The organism is Pseudomonas antarctica (assembly GCF_900624995.1).
GTDB classification, from domain to species: domain Bacteria; phylum Pseudomonadota; class Gammaproteobacteria; order Pseudomonadales; family Pseudomonadaceae; genus Aquipseudomonas; species Aquipseudomonas antarctica.
This window is the reverse complement of the sequence record NZ_UYXQ01000003.1, coordinates 31,951-48,781: the sequence shown is the minus strand read 5'-3', so window position 1 is coordinate 48,781 and position 16,831 is coordinate 31,951. Positions and strand designations below refer to the sequence as shown.

Here is a 16,831-nt window from a genome sequence, read left to right as displayed (position 1 = left end):
CTCAGCTAGCGGGGCTGTAACGGCGTACGCCGGAGTCGGATTTAGAAACCTGCGCCGCAACGCTGCCGGACGCCTGGAACAACACCAGATGCTCAGCCGCCACCCGAATCCCTACTTGCGCACCGACCTGATGATCCGCATGGCTAGGGAAAATCGACTCCAGCTGTGCACCGGTCGGCAGTTGCAGGCGGTACAAGGTCGAGGCGCCGAGGAACGTCTTGCCGACGATGTGCGCTTTCAACGCACTGTCCGGCGCGTAGACGATGTCATCCGGGCGCAGCAACACATCCACTGCACCACCCGTGGGCCAGGTGTAGGCGCGATTGCCGCGCAGGTCGCCCAGTTCGGTGCTGACCGATTCCGGCGAGCTCAATTGACCACGGATGAAATAGCCCTGGCCAATAAAGCTGGCGACGTACGGCGTCTGCGGTTCGTGATAGAGGTTGTAGGGCGTGTCCCATTGCTCAAGACGGCCGTCTTTGAAAACCCCTACGTGGTCACTGACGGCAAAGGCTTCTTCCTGATCGTGGGTGACCAGAATCGCACTGGTGCCGCGCGCCTTGAGAATGTCGCGCACCTCGTGGCTGAGCTTGCGTCGCAGTTCGCCGTCGAGGTTGGAGAATGGTTCATCCAGCAACAACAGTTGCGGCTCCGGTGCCAGTGCGCGGGCGAGGGCGACGCGTTGTTGCTGGCCACCGGAAAGCTCGTGGGGGAAACGCTTGCCCAGGTTCTTCAGGTTGACCAGTTCGAGCAACTCGGCGACCACGCGGTCTTTTTGCGGGTGCTTGCGAATGCCGAAGACGATGTTGTCGGCCACGCTCAAGTGCGGGAACAGTGCGTAGTCCTGGAACACCATGCCGATCCGGCGTTTCTCCGGCGCGAGGGTAAAACCAGGGCTGGAAATCACTTCGCCGGCCAGGATGATTTCACCTTCGTACACCGGTTCAAAGCCGGCAATTGCGCGCAAAGTGGTGGTTTTGCCGCAGCCCGAAGACCCAAGCAGGCAGCCGATGTCGCCGGCGTTGAGGTGCAGGTTGAGGTTCTGCACCACGCGTTGATCTTGATAGCCGCACGCCAGATTGCGCAGGTTCAACAGTAATGGCTGGCTCATGCGTGCTGGTACGACGGCTGGACGAGGAGTTCGAGCAGCGCCTTTTGCGCGTGCAAGCGGTTTTCGGCCTGGTCCCAGGCGACCGAGCGCTTATCGTCGAGCAGGTCGAGGCTGATTTCTTCGCCGCGGTGAGCGGGCAGGCAGTGCATGAACAGCACATCCGGCGCGGCCAGATCGAGCAGGGCGCGGGTTACCTGGAATGGCGCGAAAAGGGCGAGGCGCTTGGCGGTTTCTTCTTCCTGGCCCATGGAGGTCCAGACATCAGTGCTCACCAAATGTGCGCCGTTCACTGCGTCACGAGGGTCGCGCACGAGGGTCACGCGACTACCTGCCTGTTCCAGGAAGCGCGCCTCAGGCTCGTAGCCTTCCGGGCACGCGATGCGCAGTTGGAAGTCGAACTGGATCGCCGCTTCTATATAGCTGTTGCACATGTTATTGCCGTCGCCGATCCAGGCCACCGTCTTGCCTTGGATCGAACCACGGTGCTCAAGGAAGGTTTGCATGTCGGCCAACAACTGGCAGGGATGCAAGTCATCGGACAGGCCGTTGATCACCGGTACCCGGGAGTTGGCTGAAAATTCGGTCACGGTGCTGTGGGCAAAGGTACGGATCATCACCGCATCGAGCATGCTCGACATCACGATGGCGCTGTCGGCAATCGTCTCGCCACGGCCCAGTTGGGTGTCGCGCGAGGACAGGAAGATGGCTTGGCCACCCAGTTGGATCATGCCCGCTTCGAACGACACGCGGGTGCGCGTCGACGACTTCTCGAAGATCATCCCGAGCACACGGTTTTTCAAAGGCTCGAACAGTACGCCGCGGTTACGCAGGTCTTTAAGCTCAATGCCTCGACGGATCACGCTGACCAGCTCTTCGGGCGTGCAATCCATCAGGGAGAGAAAGTGCCTTGCGCTCATCATTAACTACCTTTTTGCAACAGACCGCAGATACTCAAAGCCTTGTTTATTGTGACAACGGGCGAGACCTGCGGCGAAAGCCGCACGGGGCGACGAAATAGGGGAAGGCGCGATCTTATAATTAAATGTCGCGTCTTACCAATAGGGCTACGGTTTTAAGGGTGTTCAAGAAGGGCGCCAGAGCGCTTTTGAAGACTGACTCCTGACAGCAGCGGCCCATTTGTACACTGGCGCCGAGACCTTTTGCAATGTGTAGGGGCGGGCTCAGGCTGGGTTGTGTCGGTTTCGACTGCCGTGCGTAAGGCTCTGAAACATTTGCACATGTTTAGCCATGTGCTGGCCTGATGCTCGTCGATTCACAGGACGAACGTTGCTGGTGCTCGTCCAAATCTCAGCCCATAGTCAGGTCAAAGCCCAATAAAGAGACTGGCCATGACCAAGACTCTCCACCACCGTGCCTGCCATCTGTGTGAAGCCATCTGCGGCCTGACCCTGGAAACTACCCAAGCCGACGACGGCAGCCTGGCGATCACCTCGATCAAGGGCGACCCGCTAGACACCTTCAGCCGTGGGCATATCTGCCCCAAGGCGGTGGCGCTGCAGGACATCCAGAATGACCCGGATCGCCTGCATCAGCCCATGTTACGGGTGGGCAGCGAGTGGCAGCCGATTTCGTGGGACGAGGCGTTTGCAATGGTCGCCGAGCGATTGGCCGGCATTCAAGCGCGCCATGGGCAGAATGCGGTGGCGGTGTATCAGGGCAACCCCAGCGTGCACAACTACGGGCTGATGACCCATAGCAACTATTTCCTTGGCCAGCTCAAGACACGTAATCGGTTTTCGGCGACCTCGGTGGATCAGTTGCCCCACCACCTCACCAGTCATCTCATGTACGGCCACGGCCTGTTGCTGCCGATTCCGGACATCGATCACACCGACTTCATGCTGATCCTGGGCGGCAACCCGCTGGCGTCCAATGGCAGCATCATGACCGTGCCTGACGTGGAGAAACGCCTCAAGGCCATCCAGGCCCGAGGCGGCAAAGTGGTGGTGGTTGACCCACGGCGCAGCGAGACGGCCGCGATAGCCGATCAGCATCTGTTTGTGCGCCCTGGTGGCGATGCGTCGCTGCTGTTCGGCGTACTTAACACGCTGTTTACCGAGAACCTCACACGCGAGAGTCATTTGCCGGTTGAAGGCCTTGAGGACGTGCGTCGTGCCATTGCCGGGTTCACCGCCGACGCCATGAGCCTTCAGTGTGCAGTGCCGGCCGAGAAAATCCGCCAGTTGGCGCGAGACTTTGCTGCGGCGGATAAGGCGGTGTGTTACGGCCGCATGGGCGTATCGACCCAGGCGTTCGGCACCTTGTGTCATTGGCTGGTGCAGTTGATCAATCTGGTCACGGGCAATCTCGACCGCGTCGGTGGCGCGCTGTGCACCAGCCCTGCGGTGGACCTGGTGGCCTCCACTGGCGGCGGGCATTTCAATCGCTGGCAAAGCCGTGTGTCGGGCCGCCCCGAATACGGTGGAGAGTTGCCGGTTTCAGCCTTGGCCGAAGAAATGCTCACCGAAGGCGAAGGGCAGATCCGCGCCCTGGTGACCGTGGCCGGCAACCCCATATTGTCGACGCCTAATGGTCGGCAGTTGGAGCAAGCCCTGGATGGACTGGAGTTCATGGTCAGCATCGACCTCTACATCAACGAGACCACGCGTTACGCCGACCTGATTTTGCCGTCGACGTCGGCGCTGGAAAACGACCACTACGACACCACCTTCAATATGTTTGCGGTGCGTAACGTCACCCGTTTCAATCGCGCGATCCTGCCTAAGCCAGAAGGCGCTCTGCATGACTGGGAAATCTTTGTCGGCCTGGCCAAGGCCTTTGCGGCGCAGACCGGTTTGGCGCTCAAACCGACTTTGCCGCCAGCGCAGATGATCGACTTCGGCCTGCGTGGCGGGGCTTACGGTGATGCGTCTGATCACAAGCTGTCGGTGGCGATGCTCGCGCAGCATCCCCATGGCGTGGATTTGGGGCCGCTCAAGCCCAACCTTGCCCTACGCCTGAAAACCGCCAACGGCCAGGTGCAGACCGCGCCTGCAGTGATAATGGCCGACCTGGCGCGGTTTGCGGCGCAGCCGGTGCCGATGGTCAACGAACTGCTGTTGATCGGCCGCAGGCATGTGCGCAGTAACAACTCGTGGATGCATAATTATCACCGCCTGGTGAAGGGCAAGCCGCGCCATCAGTTGCATATGCACCCCGACGACCTCGCCAGTCGGCAGCTGAGCGATGGTCAGCGGGTGCGTGTCAGCTCGCGCATCGGCATGATAGAAGTCGAAGTGATGGCCAGCCTGGACATGATGCCCGGCGTGGTCAGCCTGCCCCATGGCTGGGGGCACAGCCGCCCGGGCGTGCAGATGCGCATCGCGAGCGGGCAGCCGGGCGCGAGTGCAAATGACCTGACCGACGAGCGGCAGTTGGACGAGTTATCCGGCAACGCCGCGTTGAACGGCGTGCCGGTGCAGGTAGCGGCTGCCTAAGGAGCCCGACCACCGGGCTGGAATTTTGCGTTACAATGCGCCACCGTGCCGACCTGTGAGTCGCAAAGTTCCAGCCGAGGTGTTCCATGGATATCATCGAAACGATCAAAGAGCAGATTGCCAACAACACCATTCTGCTTTACATGAAGGGCGCGCCAAACGCTCCTCAGTGCGGTTTCTCCGCGAAGGCTTCCCAGGCCGTCATGCAATGCGGCGAGAAATTCGCCTACGTGGATATCCTGCAAAACCCTGAAATTCGCGCCAACCTGCCGAAGTACGCCAACTGGCCAACTTTCCCACAACTGTGGGTAGCCGGTGAGCTGGTCGGCGGTAGCGACATCATCACTGAGATGGCGGCTGATGGTTCGCTGCAAGCGCTGATCAAAGAAGCAGCGGTAAACGCGGCAGCCAAGACTGACGCCTGATCCTGTGTAGGCGCGAGCCTGCAATAAAAAGCCCCGCTTCTCGAAAGAGAGCGGGGCTTTTTTACACCTGCGTGCAGGCGGGTTATTCGCCCATCTGCGATTGCAGGTAGTTCTCCAGGCTGACTTTGTCGATCAGGCCCAGTTGGGTTTCCAGCCAGTCGATATGCTCTTCCTGATCTTCCAGGATATCTTCCAGCAGTTCACGGCTGCCGAAGTCTGCCTTGGTTTCGCAGTGGGCAATGGCGGCCTTGAGGTCGCTGTGGCTCTTACGTTCAAAACCCAGGTCGCTGCTGATCATTTCCTGGGTGTGCTCGCCGATATTCAGCTTGCCCAGGTCTTGCACGTTCGGCAGGCCTTCCAGGAACAGGATGCGCTTGATTAGCGCGTCGGCGTCCTTCATGGCCTTGATCGATTCTTTGTATTCGCGCTTGCCGAGCTTTTCCAGGCCCCAATCGTCATACATGCGCGCATGCAGGAAGTACTGATTGATCGCGACCAGTTCATTGGCAAGGATTTTGTTGAGTTGCTGGATGACTGAGATGTCGCCTTTCATGACTGGGGTCCTGCCCTGTAATAGCTGTGTATAAGGCGGAGTTTGAGCGGCGAAATCCTTAGTGTCAAACCTAAGTTATTGAATAATAAATGAAAATTAATCGGAATAAGAATGTTTGTGTTCCGCGTCTTGACGCTAACTAATTGAATTTCGGGCATAAAAAACCGGACGTTAAGTCCGGATCTTTAAAGCACGCCTATTTAAGCGTGTGTAAATTCTGCTGAGTAAGGGAGCGCGGCCTGGGCTGTTTGCAGCTGCGTCAGGGTTTCCCGTACCACTTGCTTGGCGAGGCAAGCACATTTGCCACACTGGCTGGCAACGCCGGTGGTTTCACGTACTTCCTTGTAGCTGCAGCAACCTTCATAGATTGCTTCGCGGATTTGTCCGTCGGTGACGCCAGTGCAGAGGCAGACATACATAAGGGAGAACCATCGCGGGTTTAAGGCTTAAGTGCAATGGATCTTAATGTTAACGAGAATGATTGTCAAAGTAGTTTCACAGGGTATTGCCGGAGGCTGCCGGCGCACTGACGAACGGTTTTTTCAGTGTATGATGGTCGGTCTTCACGAAGCGTGACTGCGTCACAGGGCTGTCGCTTATCTGCGCCAGACTTGCGCCGGTCCTTTTACTTCAATCGTCACCCCCTACATCAGGAGATAACAGATGAGCGTACTCGTCGGCAAACAAGCCCCGGATTTCGACGTACCTGCCGTCCTCGGCAATGGCGAAATCGTAGACAGCTTCAAACTGTCTGAAGCCATCAAAGGCAAATACGGCCTGGTGTTCTTCTACCCGCTGGACTTCACCTTCGTCTGCCCTTCGGAGCTGATCGCTCTGGACCACCGCATGGACGATTTCAAGGCGCGCAACGTTGAAGTGGTCGCCGTTTCGATCGACTCCCATTTCACCCACAACGCCTGGCGCAACACTGCCATCAATGATGGCGGCATCGGCAAAGTCAAATACACCATGGCTGCCGACATGAAGCACGACATCGCCAAAGCCTACGACGTTGAGTCCGAAGGCGGCGTGGCTTTCCGTGGCGCGTTCCTGATCGACGACAAGGGCGTTGTGCGCTCGCAGATCATCAACGACCTGCCGCTGGGCCGTAACATGGAAGAGCTGATCCGTCTGGTCGACGCTCTGCAATTCCACGAAGAGCACGGCGAAGTCTGCCCCGCCAACTGGAAAAAAGGCGACAAAGGCATGAACGCTTCGCCAGAAGGCGTCGCGGCTTACCTGGCCGAGAACGCTGGCAAGCTGTAAGCCCGTTTCGCGGTACAAAAAAACCGGCCTGAAAAGGCCGGTTTTTTTATGTGCGGGATTCAACTCTGTGCGAGCGGGCTTGTGTGGCAAGCCCGCTCGCCACAAAGCTCACCGACACCTCAGTCGTTGAAATCTTCCCAGCCACCCATCTGCTTCCAACGGTTGACGATGCCGCAGAACAAATCGGCAGTCTTTTCGGTGTCGTAGCGAGCCGAGTGGGCCTCACGACCGTCGAAGTCGATACCGGCCGCCTGGCAGGCTTTCGCCAGTACGGTCTGGCCATAAGCCAGGCCAGCGAGGGTGGCGGTGTCGAAGCTGGAGAACGGATGAAACGGGTTGCGCTTCATGTCCAGCCGCGCCACGGCGGCATTCAGGAAGCCCAAATCGAAGCTGCTGTTGTGGCCGACCAGGATCGCGCGTTTGCAGCCGTTGGCCTTCAACGCCTTGCGCACGCCACGGAAGATATCGGTCAGCGCCGCCTCTTCACTCACCGCCATGCGCAGTGGGTGATCGAGCTTGATCCCGGTGAACTCCAGGGCTGCGGCTTCGATATTCGCGCCTTCGAATGGCTCGACGCGGAAGAAGTGAGTGTGTTCCGGGAACACAAAACCCTGCTCATCCATGCCGATGGTCGTCGCTGCGATTTCCAGCAAGGCGTCGGTGGCGCAGTTGAAACCGCCGGTTTCTACGTCGATGACAACCGGCAGATAGCCGCGAAACCGCTCGGCCATCGGGTGACGGGAGCCACCACCACTGTGCTCGTGTTCGTCATCGTAATGGTCTTCACTCACTTGCTTACCTCCAGCAGGCGCCAGCGCAGTGTTTCACCGGCGCGCAGCGGGATAACAGTCAGCTCGCCAAACGGCAGGCTGGCAGGGGCGGTCCAGTCTTCACGGACCAGGGTAATGCGGTCGGTATTCGCCGGCAGGCCATAGAAACGCGGGCCGTTGAGGCTGGCGAACGCTTCGAGCTTGTCCAGGGCGTTGCGCGCCTCGAATGCTTCGGCGTACAGCTCGATCGCTGCATAAGCCGTGTAGCAACCGGCACAGCCACACGCGGCTTCTTTTGCGTGCTGGGCGTGGGGCGCGGAGTCAGTGCCGAGGAAGAACTTCGGGTTGCCGCTGGTGGCAGCGTCCAGCAAGGCCACCTGGTGGGTGTTGCGCTTGAGGATCGGCAAGCAATAGAAGTGCGGCCGAATCCCGCCCACCAGCATGTGGTTGCGGTTGTAGAGCAAGTGATGCGCAGTGATGGTCGCACCCACGTTGGCCGAAGCCTCGGTGACGAACTGCACGGCATCGGCCGTGGTGATGTGTTCGAACACCACCTTGAGCGTCGGGAACAGCTCGACCACACGGCGCATATGCTCGTCGATGAAGATCTTCTCACGATCAAACACATCGACATCGCCACGGGTGACTTCACCGTGGATCAGCAGCGGCATACCGACTTCAGCCATCGCTTCGATCGCCGGCAGGATCTTGTCGATGCTGGTCACGCCGGAATCGGAGTTGGTGGTCGCGCCCGCCGGGTACAGCTTGGCGGCGTGAACAAAGCCGGTCGCTTTGGCCTGACGAATTTCTTCAGGCTGGGTGCGGTCGGTCAGGTAGAGCACCATCAGCGGTTCGAAGCGGCTGCCGGCCGGCCGTGCAGCGAGGATCCGCTGGCGATAGGCGTCGGCTTCAGCGGCATTGCGCACCGGAGGTACCAGGTTAGGCATGATGATGGCGCGGCCAAACGTGCGCGCTACATCGGCCACAGTTTGAGGCAACGCAGCACCATCGCGAAGATGAATATGCCAGTCGTCGGGACGCAGCAGGGTCAGGCGGTCGGACATTGGGGATTCCAGGCGGGTCAATCTGGTGGGAATGCTACCGGAAAAGACTCTTGCAGGCACTCGCTATCAAGTTTTACAGGACGCTACCGATATCACGGGGTATGCCTTAACGACGTATGACGCTTTGAAGTGTTGTCGAAACCAGTGGAGCCTCCCGTGCGCCAGCATTATCTAGCCCTGCTCAGTGTGTTCGCCAGCCTGCCTGCGATGGCCCTCACGTTCCAGACACGCCTGGAGAACATTGAGTGGAAGGTGGATGGCGACCAGTTCGAGTGCCGCCTGACTCAACCGATCACCGATTTCGGCTCGGGCGAGTTCGTGCGCCGGGCGGGCGAGCAGGCGACCTTTCGCCTGAAAGCCTACAACGGTTCGCTGGGCGCGGGCTCGGCAACCTTATTGGCTGCCGCTGCGCCCTGGCAACCGGGCCGGGGTGATATCAACCTCGGCGCCGTGCGTGCCGGCAGTGGCGATGTACTCTTCAACAGCTCCCAGGCCCAGGCTGGGCGGCTGTTCACGGGTTTGCTGGAAGGGCGCAGCCCGACCGTGCGGCATTACGGGCGTGACGGTGGCTACTCGGAAATCCGGCTGTTGCCGATAAAATTCAACAAGGCTTACAACGACTATCAAGTGTGCACGACCAAGCTGTTGCCGATGAACTACGATCAGGTCAAACAGACCGAAGTAGGCTTCCCCGGCGGTGGCATTGAGCTGGACGCGGCCGCCAAGAAGAAGCTGGATGTGATCCTCGCGTTCATGAAAGCCGACCCCACGGTCAACCATGTCGAGTTGAATGGCCATTCCGATAACAGCGGCAACCGCTTGACCAACCGAGACCTGTCGCGCCGCCGGGCGCTGGCGGTCATGGACTACTTTAAGGCCAACGGCATCCAGGAATCGCAGATCACGATGCGGTTCCATGGTGAAAGTTACCCACTGGCGCCCAACACCAATGCCGCCAACCGCGCGCGCAACCGTCGTGTGAATATTCAGCTTGAACGCGTGGCAGCCCCCGAGAAACCGGCGCCGCAGGCCACAGGCCCGAGCAATCCCGCGCACACTTCATAAAGTGCAGCCATAAGGTGCGGCCATCGGTCGCCCGCTCGACATAATCTGTCGCTTTATCTTCATTTGCTGTCGCGCCTCTGTAAATTCACGGTTTTGGTCGGTAGAATCGACGGCTTTCCGTACAACCCCGTGGAGTGATGGCATGGCCGACGTAAACAAGGTCGTTCTCGCGTATTCCGGCGGCCTGGACACTTCGGTGATCCTCAAGTGGCTGCAGGATACTTATAACTGTGAAGTGGTGACCTTCACCGCTGACCTGGGTCAGGGCGAAGAGGTCGAACCTGCACGTGCCAAGGCGCAAGCCATGGGCGTGAAAGAGATCTACATTGACGACCTGCGCGAAGAATTCGTCCGCGATTTCGTCTTCCCGATGTTTCGCGCCAACACCGTCTACGAAGGCGAGTACCTGCTGGGTACCTCCATCGCACGTCCGCTGATCGCCAAACGCTTGATCGAAATCGCCAACGAAACCGGTGCCGACGCCATTTCTCATGGTGCTACCGGCAAGGGTAACGATCAGGTGCGTTTCGAGCTGGGTGCCTACGCACTCAAGCCCGGCGTGAAAGTGATTGCCCCTTGGCGCGAATGGGACCTGCTGTCCCGTGAAAAGCTGATGGATTATGCTGAAAAGCACGCCATCCCGATTGAGCGTCACGGCAAGAAGAAGTCCCCTTACTCGATGGACGCCAACTTGCTGCACATCTCCTATGAAGGCGGCGTGCTGGAAGACACCTGGACCGAGCACGAAGAAGATATGTGGAAATGGACCGTCTCCCCGGAGAACGCGCCCGACAAACCACAATACCTGGAACTGACCTACCGCAACGGCGACATCGTCGCGCTGGACGGCGTCGAAATGACCCCGGCCACCGTGCTGGCGACCCTGAACCGTATCGGTGGTGAACACGGTATCGGCCGTCTCGACATCGTTGAGAACCGTTACGTGGGCATGAAGTCCCGTGGCTGCTACGAAACCCCGGGCGGCACCATCATGCTGCGCGCTCACCGCGCCATCGAGTCCATCACCCTGGACCGTGAAGTGGCTCACCTCAAAGACGAGCTGATGCCCAAGTACGCCAGCCTGATCTACACCGGCTACTGGTGGAGCCCTGAGCGTCTGATGCTGCAACAGATGATCGATGCCTCCCAGGCCCACGTGAACGGCGTTGTGCGCCTGAAACTGTACAAGGGTAACGTGATCGTTACCGGTCGCAAGTCCGATGAGTCGCTGTTCGACGCCAACATCGCCACCTTCGAAGAAGATGGTGGCGCCTACAATCAGGCGGACGCAGCAGGCTTCATCAAGTTGAATGCGCTGCGTATGCGCATTGCTGCCAACAAGGGTCGCAAGCTGTTCTGAGTGATGCCTTGGCTGTGAAAGGTGGCCCCTGTTTAAGGGGCCATTTTTTTTGCCTATGTATTCAATAGGCTAGCTTGGAGTCCAGCCAAATGTTTAACGGTGTTTGGTGGATGTTTATTGTTTATCGGGTATAAAAGTTGCTCGGCTGTATGCATGTTGTTTTACAGGTATGAACGATTTTTTAACACCTGCCTAGGAACTATGTCTTACAGAAAATTCACTACATGAGTGGGAATGGTATGTAAGACGAAGAAAACTCTGTAGGAATTAAGGATGTTAGAAAATATGTTGAATGGAACTAAAAGAGTCGGAATTTTCTCACCTTTTCACTCGCCTGGCGGCTGCGCGCAATGGGCATTTCCTGAAAGTCCTGTGCGGCACGTTTACCTTGAGCCGCTTATGCGGCGGATATTTCACTCAAAATATGTATGCCCCCGGAAAGTTCTGAAAGGCTGCATACAACCGAATGCATCCGAGTTAGTGTTTTTTTGTAGGTTAATTCCTTTATCGTTGTGGGTTGGGTCTCTGCTTGCTGTTGCTTGGGGGGGAGCGCTATGCCAACTAGGAAACGACTAGGCTATTGTGCTTGCTCTAAATAATTCGAACAGCGAAATTGGACTTTCTCATGAATAAAGTGCTGATCGTGGATGATCATCCCGTCATTCGTCTTGCTGTGCGCATGCTGATGGAGCGTCATGGTTATGAAGTCGTTGCCGAGACTGATAACGGCGTCGATGCGTTGCAACTTGCACGCGAGCATGTGCCGGACATTGTCATATTGGATATCGGAATTCCCAAACTCGATGGCCTGGAGGTTATCTGTCGTCTGGCTTCTACCAAGCAGCCCGCACCCGTCAAGGTATTGGTGCTGACCTCCCAGGCGCCCGGCCATTTCTCCATGCGTTGCATGCAGGCGGGCGCAGCTGGCTATGTGTGCAAGCAGCAGGACCTGACGGAGTTGTTGAGCGCTATCAAGGCGGTGCTCTCCGGCTACAGCTACTTCCCTAACCAGGCCCTCAACTCCGTACGCTCCACTATGGGTAACGCCAGTGAGGCGGATATGGTCGAGCGCTTGTCGGGTCGAGAGATGATGGTGTTGCAGCAACTGGCGCGGGGCAAAACCAACAAGGAGATCGCTGACGGCATGTTCCTCAGCAACAAGACCGTCAGTACCTACAAGACGCGCCTGCTGCTCAAGCTCAATGCGCGTTCGCTCGTAGACCTGATTGAGTTGGCCCAACGCAACGGCCTCGTATAACAGGAGGCGGGCGTTCCACACGACCTCATACAACCGGCAAAAAAAAGCCTCCGTCAGGGAGGCTTCCGGTCGAAGGCGGCTCGATCAGAGATCGAAGTCGTAATCGGCCAGCTGTTTTTGCAAGCGTCGCTCTTCCAGCAAGTTATCGATAGTGCGACGTTTGCTCAAATTGGTCTTGGCCACCTCTGCAACGGGGGCTTCCCCGTCGTCATCCGCTTCGACGAGGTCGTCTTCTACATCCAGTTGTTCTTTGCCAGTGCTCATAAGGTTAACTCCAGGCTAAGACTGCCGTTGGCGCTCCTTATAACGATAAACCACCAAAGGGTAAAAAAGATTTTTTCAATCGACTGATCGAGAAAACCCATCACCCCTCAATCGTCGGATGTCTTGTCCTTGTATTCGCACAGGTCTTCGATGCGGCAACTGCCGCAACGCGGTTTGCGCGCCTGACAAACGTAGCGCCCGTGAAGGATCAGCCAGTGATGGGAGTCGAGCAAATACGGCTTGGGCACAAACTTCATCAACTGCTTTTCCACTTCCACGACGTTCTTGCCGCGGGCGATGCCGGTGCGGTTACTGACGCGAAAAATATGGGTGTCCACCGCCATGGTCAGTTGTCGGAAAGCAGTGTTGAGCACCACATTAGCGGTTTTACGGCCCACCCCGGGAAGGGCTTCCAGGGCCTCACGAGTTTGTGGCACTTCACTGCCATGCAATTCAACAAGCAGACGGCAAGTCTCGATCACATTTTTGGCCTTGCTGTTGTACAGGCCGATGGTCTTGATGTATTCCGACAAACCCTCCACGCCCAAGGCATAGATGGCCTCTGGCGTATTGGCCACCGGGTAGAGTTTGGCCGTGGCCTTGTTGACGCCAACGTCCGTGGATTGGGCCGACAGGATCACCGCAATCAGTAACTCGAACGGCGAGGAGTAGGCCAGCTCGGTTTTGGGTTCAGGATTGTCTTCGTGAAGCCTGCGGAAAATTTCCAGGCGTTTTGCGGCGTTCATGGGGCAGGCATTTCCTTGCAGGCGGTCAGCGTGATTTTCAAAAGCGGGTGCAGGCCTTGCAGGATAAACCATCGCCATCACGGCCGGCAGCACCTGTTGTGGATCAAACGCCGGTATGGGCGTCCACGTTGCGCTGCGCTTCATCGAGCTTGTGTTGCGCGGCGTTCAGTTCATTCGCGCTGACACCTGGTTGGCGTTGCAACTTGCTGACATCGGCGCGGGCATAAGCCAGGGCGGTTTTTAGCTGGCGCAATTGGGCGTCGATGGGGCGTTTCTCTACACGCTGCAAGTCGGGCCTGGGCTGCTCGCTGGCGGCTTCGGCATCGTGCAGGGTTTGCTCGGCGGCGGTCAGTGCGGCATTCAAGGTCGCAAGCTGCTGTTCGTCAGCATTGTGGTCCTGAGCCTTTTTCAACGCGGCGCGGCGCATGGCCAGCTGGATTTTTGCGCGCTTGAGCTCAGGGTCTTTAGTCGTCGTTGACGGCGGCGGGCTGTTCACCTCCAGAGCGACGAGCGCCTGCTCCGCCGCTTCGAACTGTCGCTGCAGCACGATAAGCTGCGACTGTTGCTCAAAGGTTGGCGGGTGACCAAACGCCTTTAACGACTTGTGCAGCTGGGCGCGGCTCATGGCAACGGTGATTTTGGCTTTCTTGATCGCTGCATCCTGGGCCGCCTGAACACTGTCGACCGGTACAGGTGCAATTGGCGCTGAGCGTTTGGCCCGTGCCAGGCGCTCAGCGAGCTTATGTGCCTCTTCGCGTTGCAGGCGTGCATTACGTTGTTCATAGCGCCGCCGTGCCCGGTCGCGCTTGAGGCCACGTTCGTGGCGCTGGTGATCGTCGGTCGCCAGGCCACCAACCATCGGCAGCACAGTGGCGGCAGGGCGCATTTCAATGCAGTCCACAGGGCAGGGCGCGACACACAGGTCGCAACCGGTGCATTCATCGATGATCACGGTGTGCATCAACTTGGCGGCGCCCACAATCGCATCCACCGGGCAGGCCTGGATGCACTTGGTGCAGCCGATGCACTCAGCCTCGCGGATATAGGCGACTTGGGCGGGGGCTTCGCCTCGGCTGGTGTCCAGTTCCAGCACCGGCACACGCAGCAATTGCGCAAGGCCGGCGATGGTTTCCTGGCCGCCGGGCGGGCACTTGTTGATCGCCTCACCCAGCGCGATGCCTTCGGCGTAAGGCTTGCAGCCTGGGTGCCCGCATTTACCGCATTGGGTCTGCGGCAGCAGCGCGTCGATACGTTGAATCAGATTCATGGGGTAATCATTGGCATGCCGGTTAAACAACGGGGCCTGTTGGGGTGAGCCCGCTCGCCACAACAAGCCCCGCTCACAACAAGCGTGCTCACCCCATAGTTTTACTTGATCCGTTGACCCGGCTTGGCGCCGCTATCAGGGCTCAGCAGGTAGATCTCTTCACCACCAGGGCCAGCCGCCATCACCATGCCTTCGGAAATACCAAACTTCATTTTCCGTGGCTTGAGGTTGGCGATCATCATGGTCAGCCGACCATCGAGCTTGGAAGGGTCCGGATAAGCGCTCTTGATCCCGGAGAACACATTGCGTTGCTCATCACCGATGTCCAGGGTCAGGCGCAGCAGCTTGTCGGCTCCTTCCACAGCTTCAGCCTTGACGATCAGCGCGACACGCAGGTCCACAGCAGCGAAGGCATCAAAGTCGATTTCCGGCGAGATCGGATCTTTGGCCAGCTCACCGTTGCCGGCTGGCGCAGCCGAGCCGGTGTCGGTCTGGCTGGCGACTAGGTCTTCTTTCGAAGCGTCGGTCATGGCCTGGACTTTAACCGGGTCGATACGGGTCATCAGCGGCTTGAACTCGTTCAACTGATGGTTGCTGAGCAAGGTGGCGTGATCGTTCCAGGTCAGCGGCGCCACATTGAGGAATGCCTCGGCATCCGCGGCCAGCAATGGCAGCACTGGCTTGAGGAAGATCACCAGTTGGCGGAACAGGTTGATGCCTGTGGCGCAGATCGCCTGGACTTCAGCCTGCTTGCCTTCCTGCTTGTTCAGCGACCATGGCGCCTTGTCGGCGATCCAGGCGTTGGCACGGTCGGCCAGGCCCATGATCTCGCGCATGGCGCGGGCGAAGTCGCGGGCCTCATAGGCGTCGGCAATACTTGGCGCGGCGGCCAGGAAGGCGTCGGTCAGTTCCGGCGCGGCGTTCTCGGCCACCAGCAGGCCAGCATTGCACTTGTGGATAAACCCGGCGCAACGGCTGGCGATGTTGACGACCTTGCCGACCAGGTCCGAGTTGACCTTCTGCACGAAGTCTTCCAGGTTCAGGTCGAGGTCATCGACGCCACGGCCCAGTTTGGAGGCGTAGTAGTAGCGCAGGTATTCCGGCGACAGGTGGTCCAGGTAGGTGCGCGCCTTGATAAAGGTGCCTCGGGACTTGGACATCTTCTGGCCATTGACCGTCAGGTAGCCGTGCACCGCGATGCCGGTTGGCTTGCGGTAGCCCGAACCTTCAAGCATCGCTGGCCAGAACAGGGCGTGGAAGTTGACGATATCCTTGCCGATGAAGTGGTACAGCTCGGCGGTGGAATCCTTGGCCCAGAAGGCATCGAAGTCCAGCTCAGGCGTGCGATCGCACAGGTTCTTGAAGCTGGCCATGTAGCCGATCGGCGCGTCCAGCCACACATAGAAGTACTTGCCCGGCTCGCCCGGGATCTCGAAGCCGAAGTATGGCGCGTCGCGGGAGATGTCCCACTGCTGCAGGCCGGCATCCAGCCATTCGGCGATCTTGTTGGCCACGGCGTCCTGCAGGGTGCCGCTGCGCGTCCAGGTTTGCAGCATCTGCTGGAAATCCGGGAGCTTGAAGAAGAAGTGCTGGGAATCCTTGAGCACCGGCGTGGCGCCGGAGATCGCCGACTTCGGATCCTTCAAGTCTGTCGGTGCATAAGTAGCACCGCATTTTTCGCAGTTGTCACCGTACTGGTCTTCGGTGCCGCATTTCGGGCAGGTGCCCTTGATGAAGCGGTCGGCCAGGAACATTTTCTTTTCCGGGTCGAAATACTGCGTGATCGAACGCTGGGCAATGTGCCCGGCGTCTTTCAAGCGCAGGTAGATCTGGCTCGACAGCTCGCGGTTTTCGTCGGAGTGGGTCGAGTGGAAATTGTCAAAATCCACCAGGAACTCGGCAAAGTCGGCGCTGTGTTCAGCCTGCACATTGGCGATCAGTTGTTCCGGGGTGATGCCTTCCTTTTCGGCGCGCAACATGATGGCCGAACCGTGGGCGTCGTCCGCGCAGACATAAATGCATTGATTGCCGCGATGCTTCTGGAAGCGCACCCACATATCGGTCTGGATGTACTCAAGCATATGGCCAAGATGGATAGAACCATTGGCATAGGGCAGGGCGCTGGTGACGAGGATCTTGCGTGGCTCGGACATGGGGCTCGGCTACTTGATGAAACGGAGGTCGGCCACTATAAAGCGCCGGGAAATATATTTCACCCCGTGGC

At 58.5% G+C, this 16,831-nt stretch carries 16 protein-coding genes; 6 read left to right on the top strand and 10 right to left on the bottom strand.

Annotated elements, in window-relative coordinates; translation table 11 throughout:
* Position 1: 1 nt before the first annotated feature.
* Entirely contained in the window at positions 2-1,111 is a 1,110-nt protein-coding gene (locus E0F99_RS03140) for an ABC transporter ATP-binding protein (protein ID WP_083359909.1), read from the bottom strand.
* Positions 1,108-2,028, bottom strand: a complete 921-nt coding sequence (argF, locus tag E0F99_RS03135) for an ornithine carbamoyltransferase (protein ID WP_083359908.1) — start codon at positions 2,026-2,028, stop codon at positions 1,108-1,110. The genes E0F99_RS03140 and argF overlap by 4 nt, the downstream gene beginning before the upstream one ends.
* A gap of 432 nt (positions 2,029-2,460) precedes the next feature.
* Here argF and E0F99_RS03125 point away from each other — a divergent pair, with 432 nt between their 5' ends.
* Together E0F99_RS03125 and grxD are read left to right on the top strand one after the other, a co-directional pair.
* Positions 2,461-4,569 (top strand): molybdopterin oxidoreductase family protein, encoded by a 2,109-nt coding sequence (locus tag E0F99_RS03125; protein ID WP_083359907.1) that lies wholly within the window; start codon positions 2,461-2,463, stop codon positions 4,567-4,569.
* An 86-nt stretch (positions 4,570-4,655) separates the two neighbouring features.
* Entirely contained in the window at positions 4,656-4,994 is a 339-nt protein-coding gene (gene grxD / locus E0F99_RS03120; RefSeq protein ID WP_083359906.1) for a Grx4 family monothiol glutaredoxin, read from the top strand.
* A gap of 82 nt (positions 4,995-5,076) precedes the next feature.
* Here grxD and bfr read toward each other — a convergent pair whose 3' ends face one another.
* Together bfr and E0F99_RS03110 are read right to left on the bottom strand one after the other, a co-directional pair.
* A complete protein-coding gene (bfr, locus tag E0F99_RS03115) occupies positions 5,077-5,547 on the bottom strand; it encodes a bacterioferritin (protein ID WP_083359905.1) in 471 nt (156 codons plus the stop codon).
* A gap of 200 nt (positions 5,548-5,747) precedes the next feature.
* Entirely contained in the window at positions 5,748-5,966 is a 219-nt protein-coding gene (locus E0F99_RS03110) for a bacterioferritin-associated ferredoxin (RefSeq protein ID WP_010564137.1), read from the bottom strand.
* Positions 5,967-6,210: 244 nt separating this feature from the next.
* On the opposite strand from E0F99_RS03110, the gene E0F99_RS03105 reads away from it, so the two are divergent.
* Positions 6,211-6,813, top strand: coding sequence for a peroxiredoxin (locus E0F99_RS03105; protein ID WP_083359904.1), 603 nt, complete (start codon positions 6,211-6,213; stop codon positions 6,811-6,813).
* 119 nt (positions 6,814-6,932) lie between these two features.
* On the opposite strand, the gene rnt is transcribed toward E0F99_RS03105, so the two are convergent.
* Together rnt and pyrC are read right to left on the bottom strand one after the other, a co-directional pair.
* Positions 6,933-7,604 carry a ribonuclease T gene (rnt, locus tag E0F99_RS03100; RefSeq protein ID WP_083359903.1) on the bottom strand — a complete coding sequence of 224 codons (672 nt, stop codon included), beginning with the start codon at positions 7,602-7,604 and terminating at the stop codon, positions 6,933-6,935.
* Positions 7,601-8,647, bottom strand: coding sequence for a dihydroorotase (gene pyrC, locus E0F99_RS03095; protein ID WP_083359902.1), 1,047 nt, complete (start codon positions 8,645-8,647; stop codon positions 7,601-7,603). The genes rnt and pyrC overlap by 4 nt, the downstream gene beginning before the upstream one ends.
* A gap of 156 nt (positions 8,648-8,803) precedes the next feature.
* Here pyrC and E0F99_RS03090 point away from each other — a divergent pair, with 156 nt between their 5' ends.
* From E0F99_RS03090 to E0F99_RS03080, 3 genes are all read left to right on the top strand, one after another.
* The gene (locus E0F99_RS03090; protein ID WP_083359901.1) at positions 8,804-9,712 is read left to right on the top strand and encodes a flagellar protein MotY; all 909 of its coding nucleotides are present in this window, start codon (positions 8,804-8,806) and stop codon (positions 9,710-9,712) included.
* A 142-nt stretch (positions 9,713-9,854) separates the two neighbouring features.
* Positions 9,855-11,072, top strand: coding sequence for an argininosuccinate synthase (locus tag E0F99_RS03085; protein WP_017738284.1), 1,218 nt, complete (start codon positions 9,855-9,857; stop codon positions 11,070-11,072).
* A 625-nt stretch (positions 11,073-11,697) separates the two neighbouring features.
* Positions 11,698-12,330: a response regulator transcription factor gene (locus E0F99_RS03080; protein WP_053254650.1), complete on the top strand. Its 633-nt coding sequence runs from the start codon at positions 11,698-11,700 to the stop codon at positions 12,328-12,330.
* 84 nt (positions 12,331-12,414) lie between these two features.
* Here E0F99_RS03080 and E0F99_RS03075 read toward each other — a convergent pair whose 3' ends face one another.
* The 4 genes from E0F99_RS03075 to metG form a co-directional block, all read right to left on the bottom strand.
* Complete coding sequence (locus tag E0F99_RS03075; RefSeq protein ID WP_083359900.1) at positions 12,415-12,594, bottom strand: PA3496 family putative envelope integrity protein; 180 nt, start codon at positions 12,592-12,594, stop codon at positions 12,415-12,417.
* 107 nt (positions 12,595-12,701) lie between these two features.
* The gene (gene nth, locus E0F99_RS03070; RefSeq protein WP_083359899.1) at positions 12,702-13,340 is read right to left on the bottom strand and encodes an endonuclease III; all 639 of its coding nucleotides are present in this window, start codon (positions 13,338-13,340) and stop codon (positions 12,702-12,704) included.
* Between the two features lie 103 nt (positions 13,341-13,443).
* The gene (gene rsxB, locus E0F99_RS03065; protein WP_083359898.1) at positions 13,444-14,607 is read right to left on the bottom strand and encodes an electron transport complex subunit RsxB; all 1,164 of its coding nucleotides are present in this window, start codon (positions 14,605-14,607) and stop codon (positions 13,444-13,446) included.
* A gap of 101 nt (positions 14,608-14,708) precedes the next feature.
* Positions 14,709-16,760 (bottom strand): methionine--tRNA ligase, encoded by a 2,052-nt coding sequence (metG, locus tag E0F99_RS03060; RefSeq protein WP_083359897.1) that lies wholly within the window; start codon positions 16,758-16,760, stop codon positions 14,709-14,711.
* Positions 16,761-16,831 lie beyond the last annotated feature (71 nt).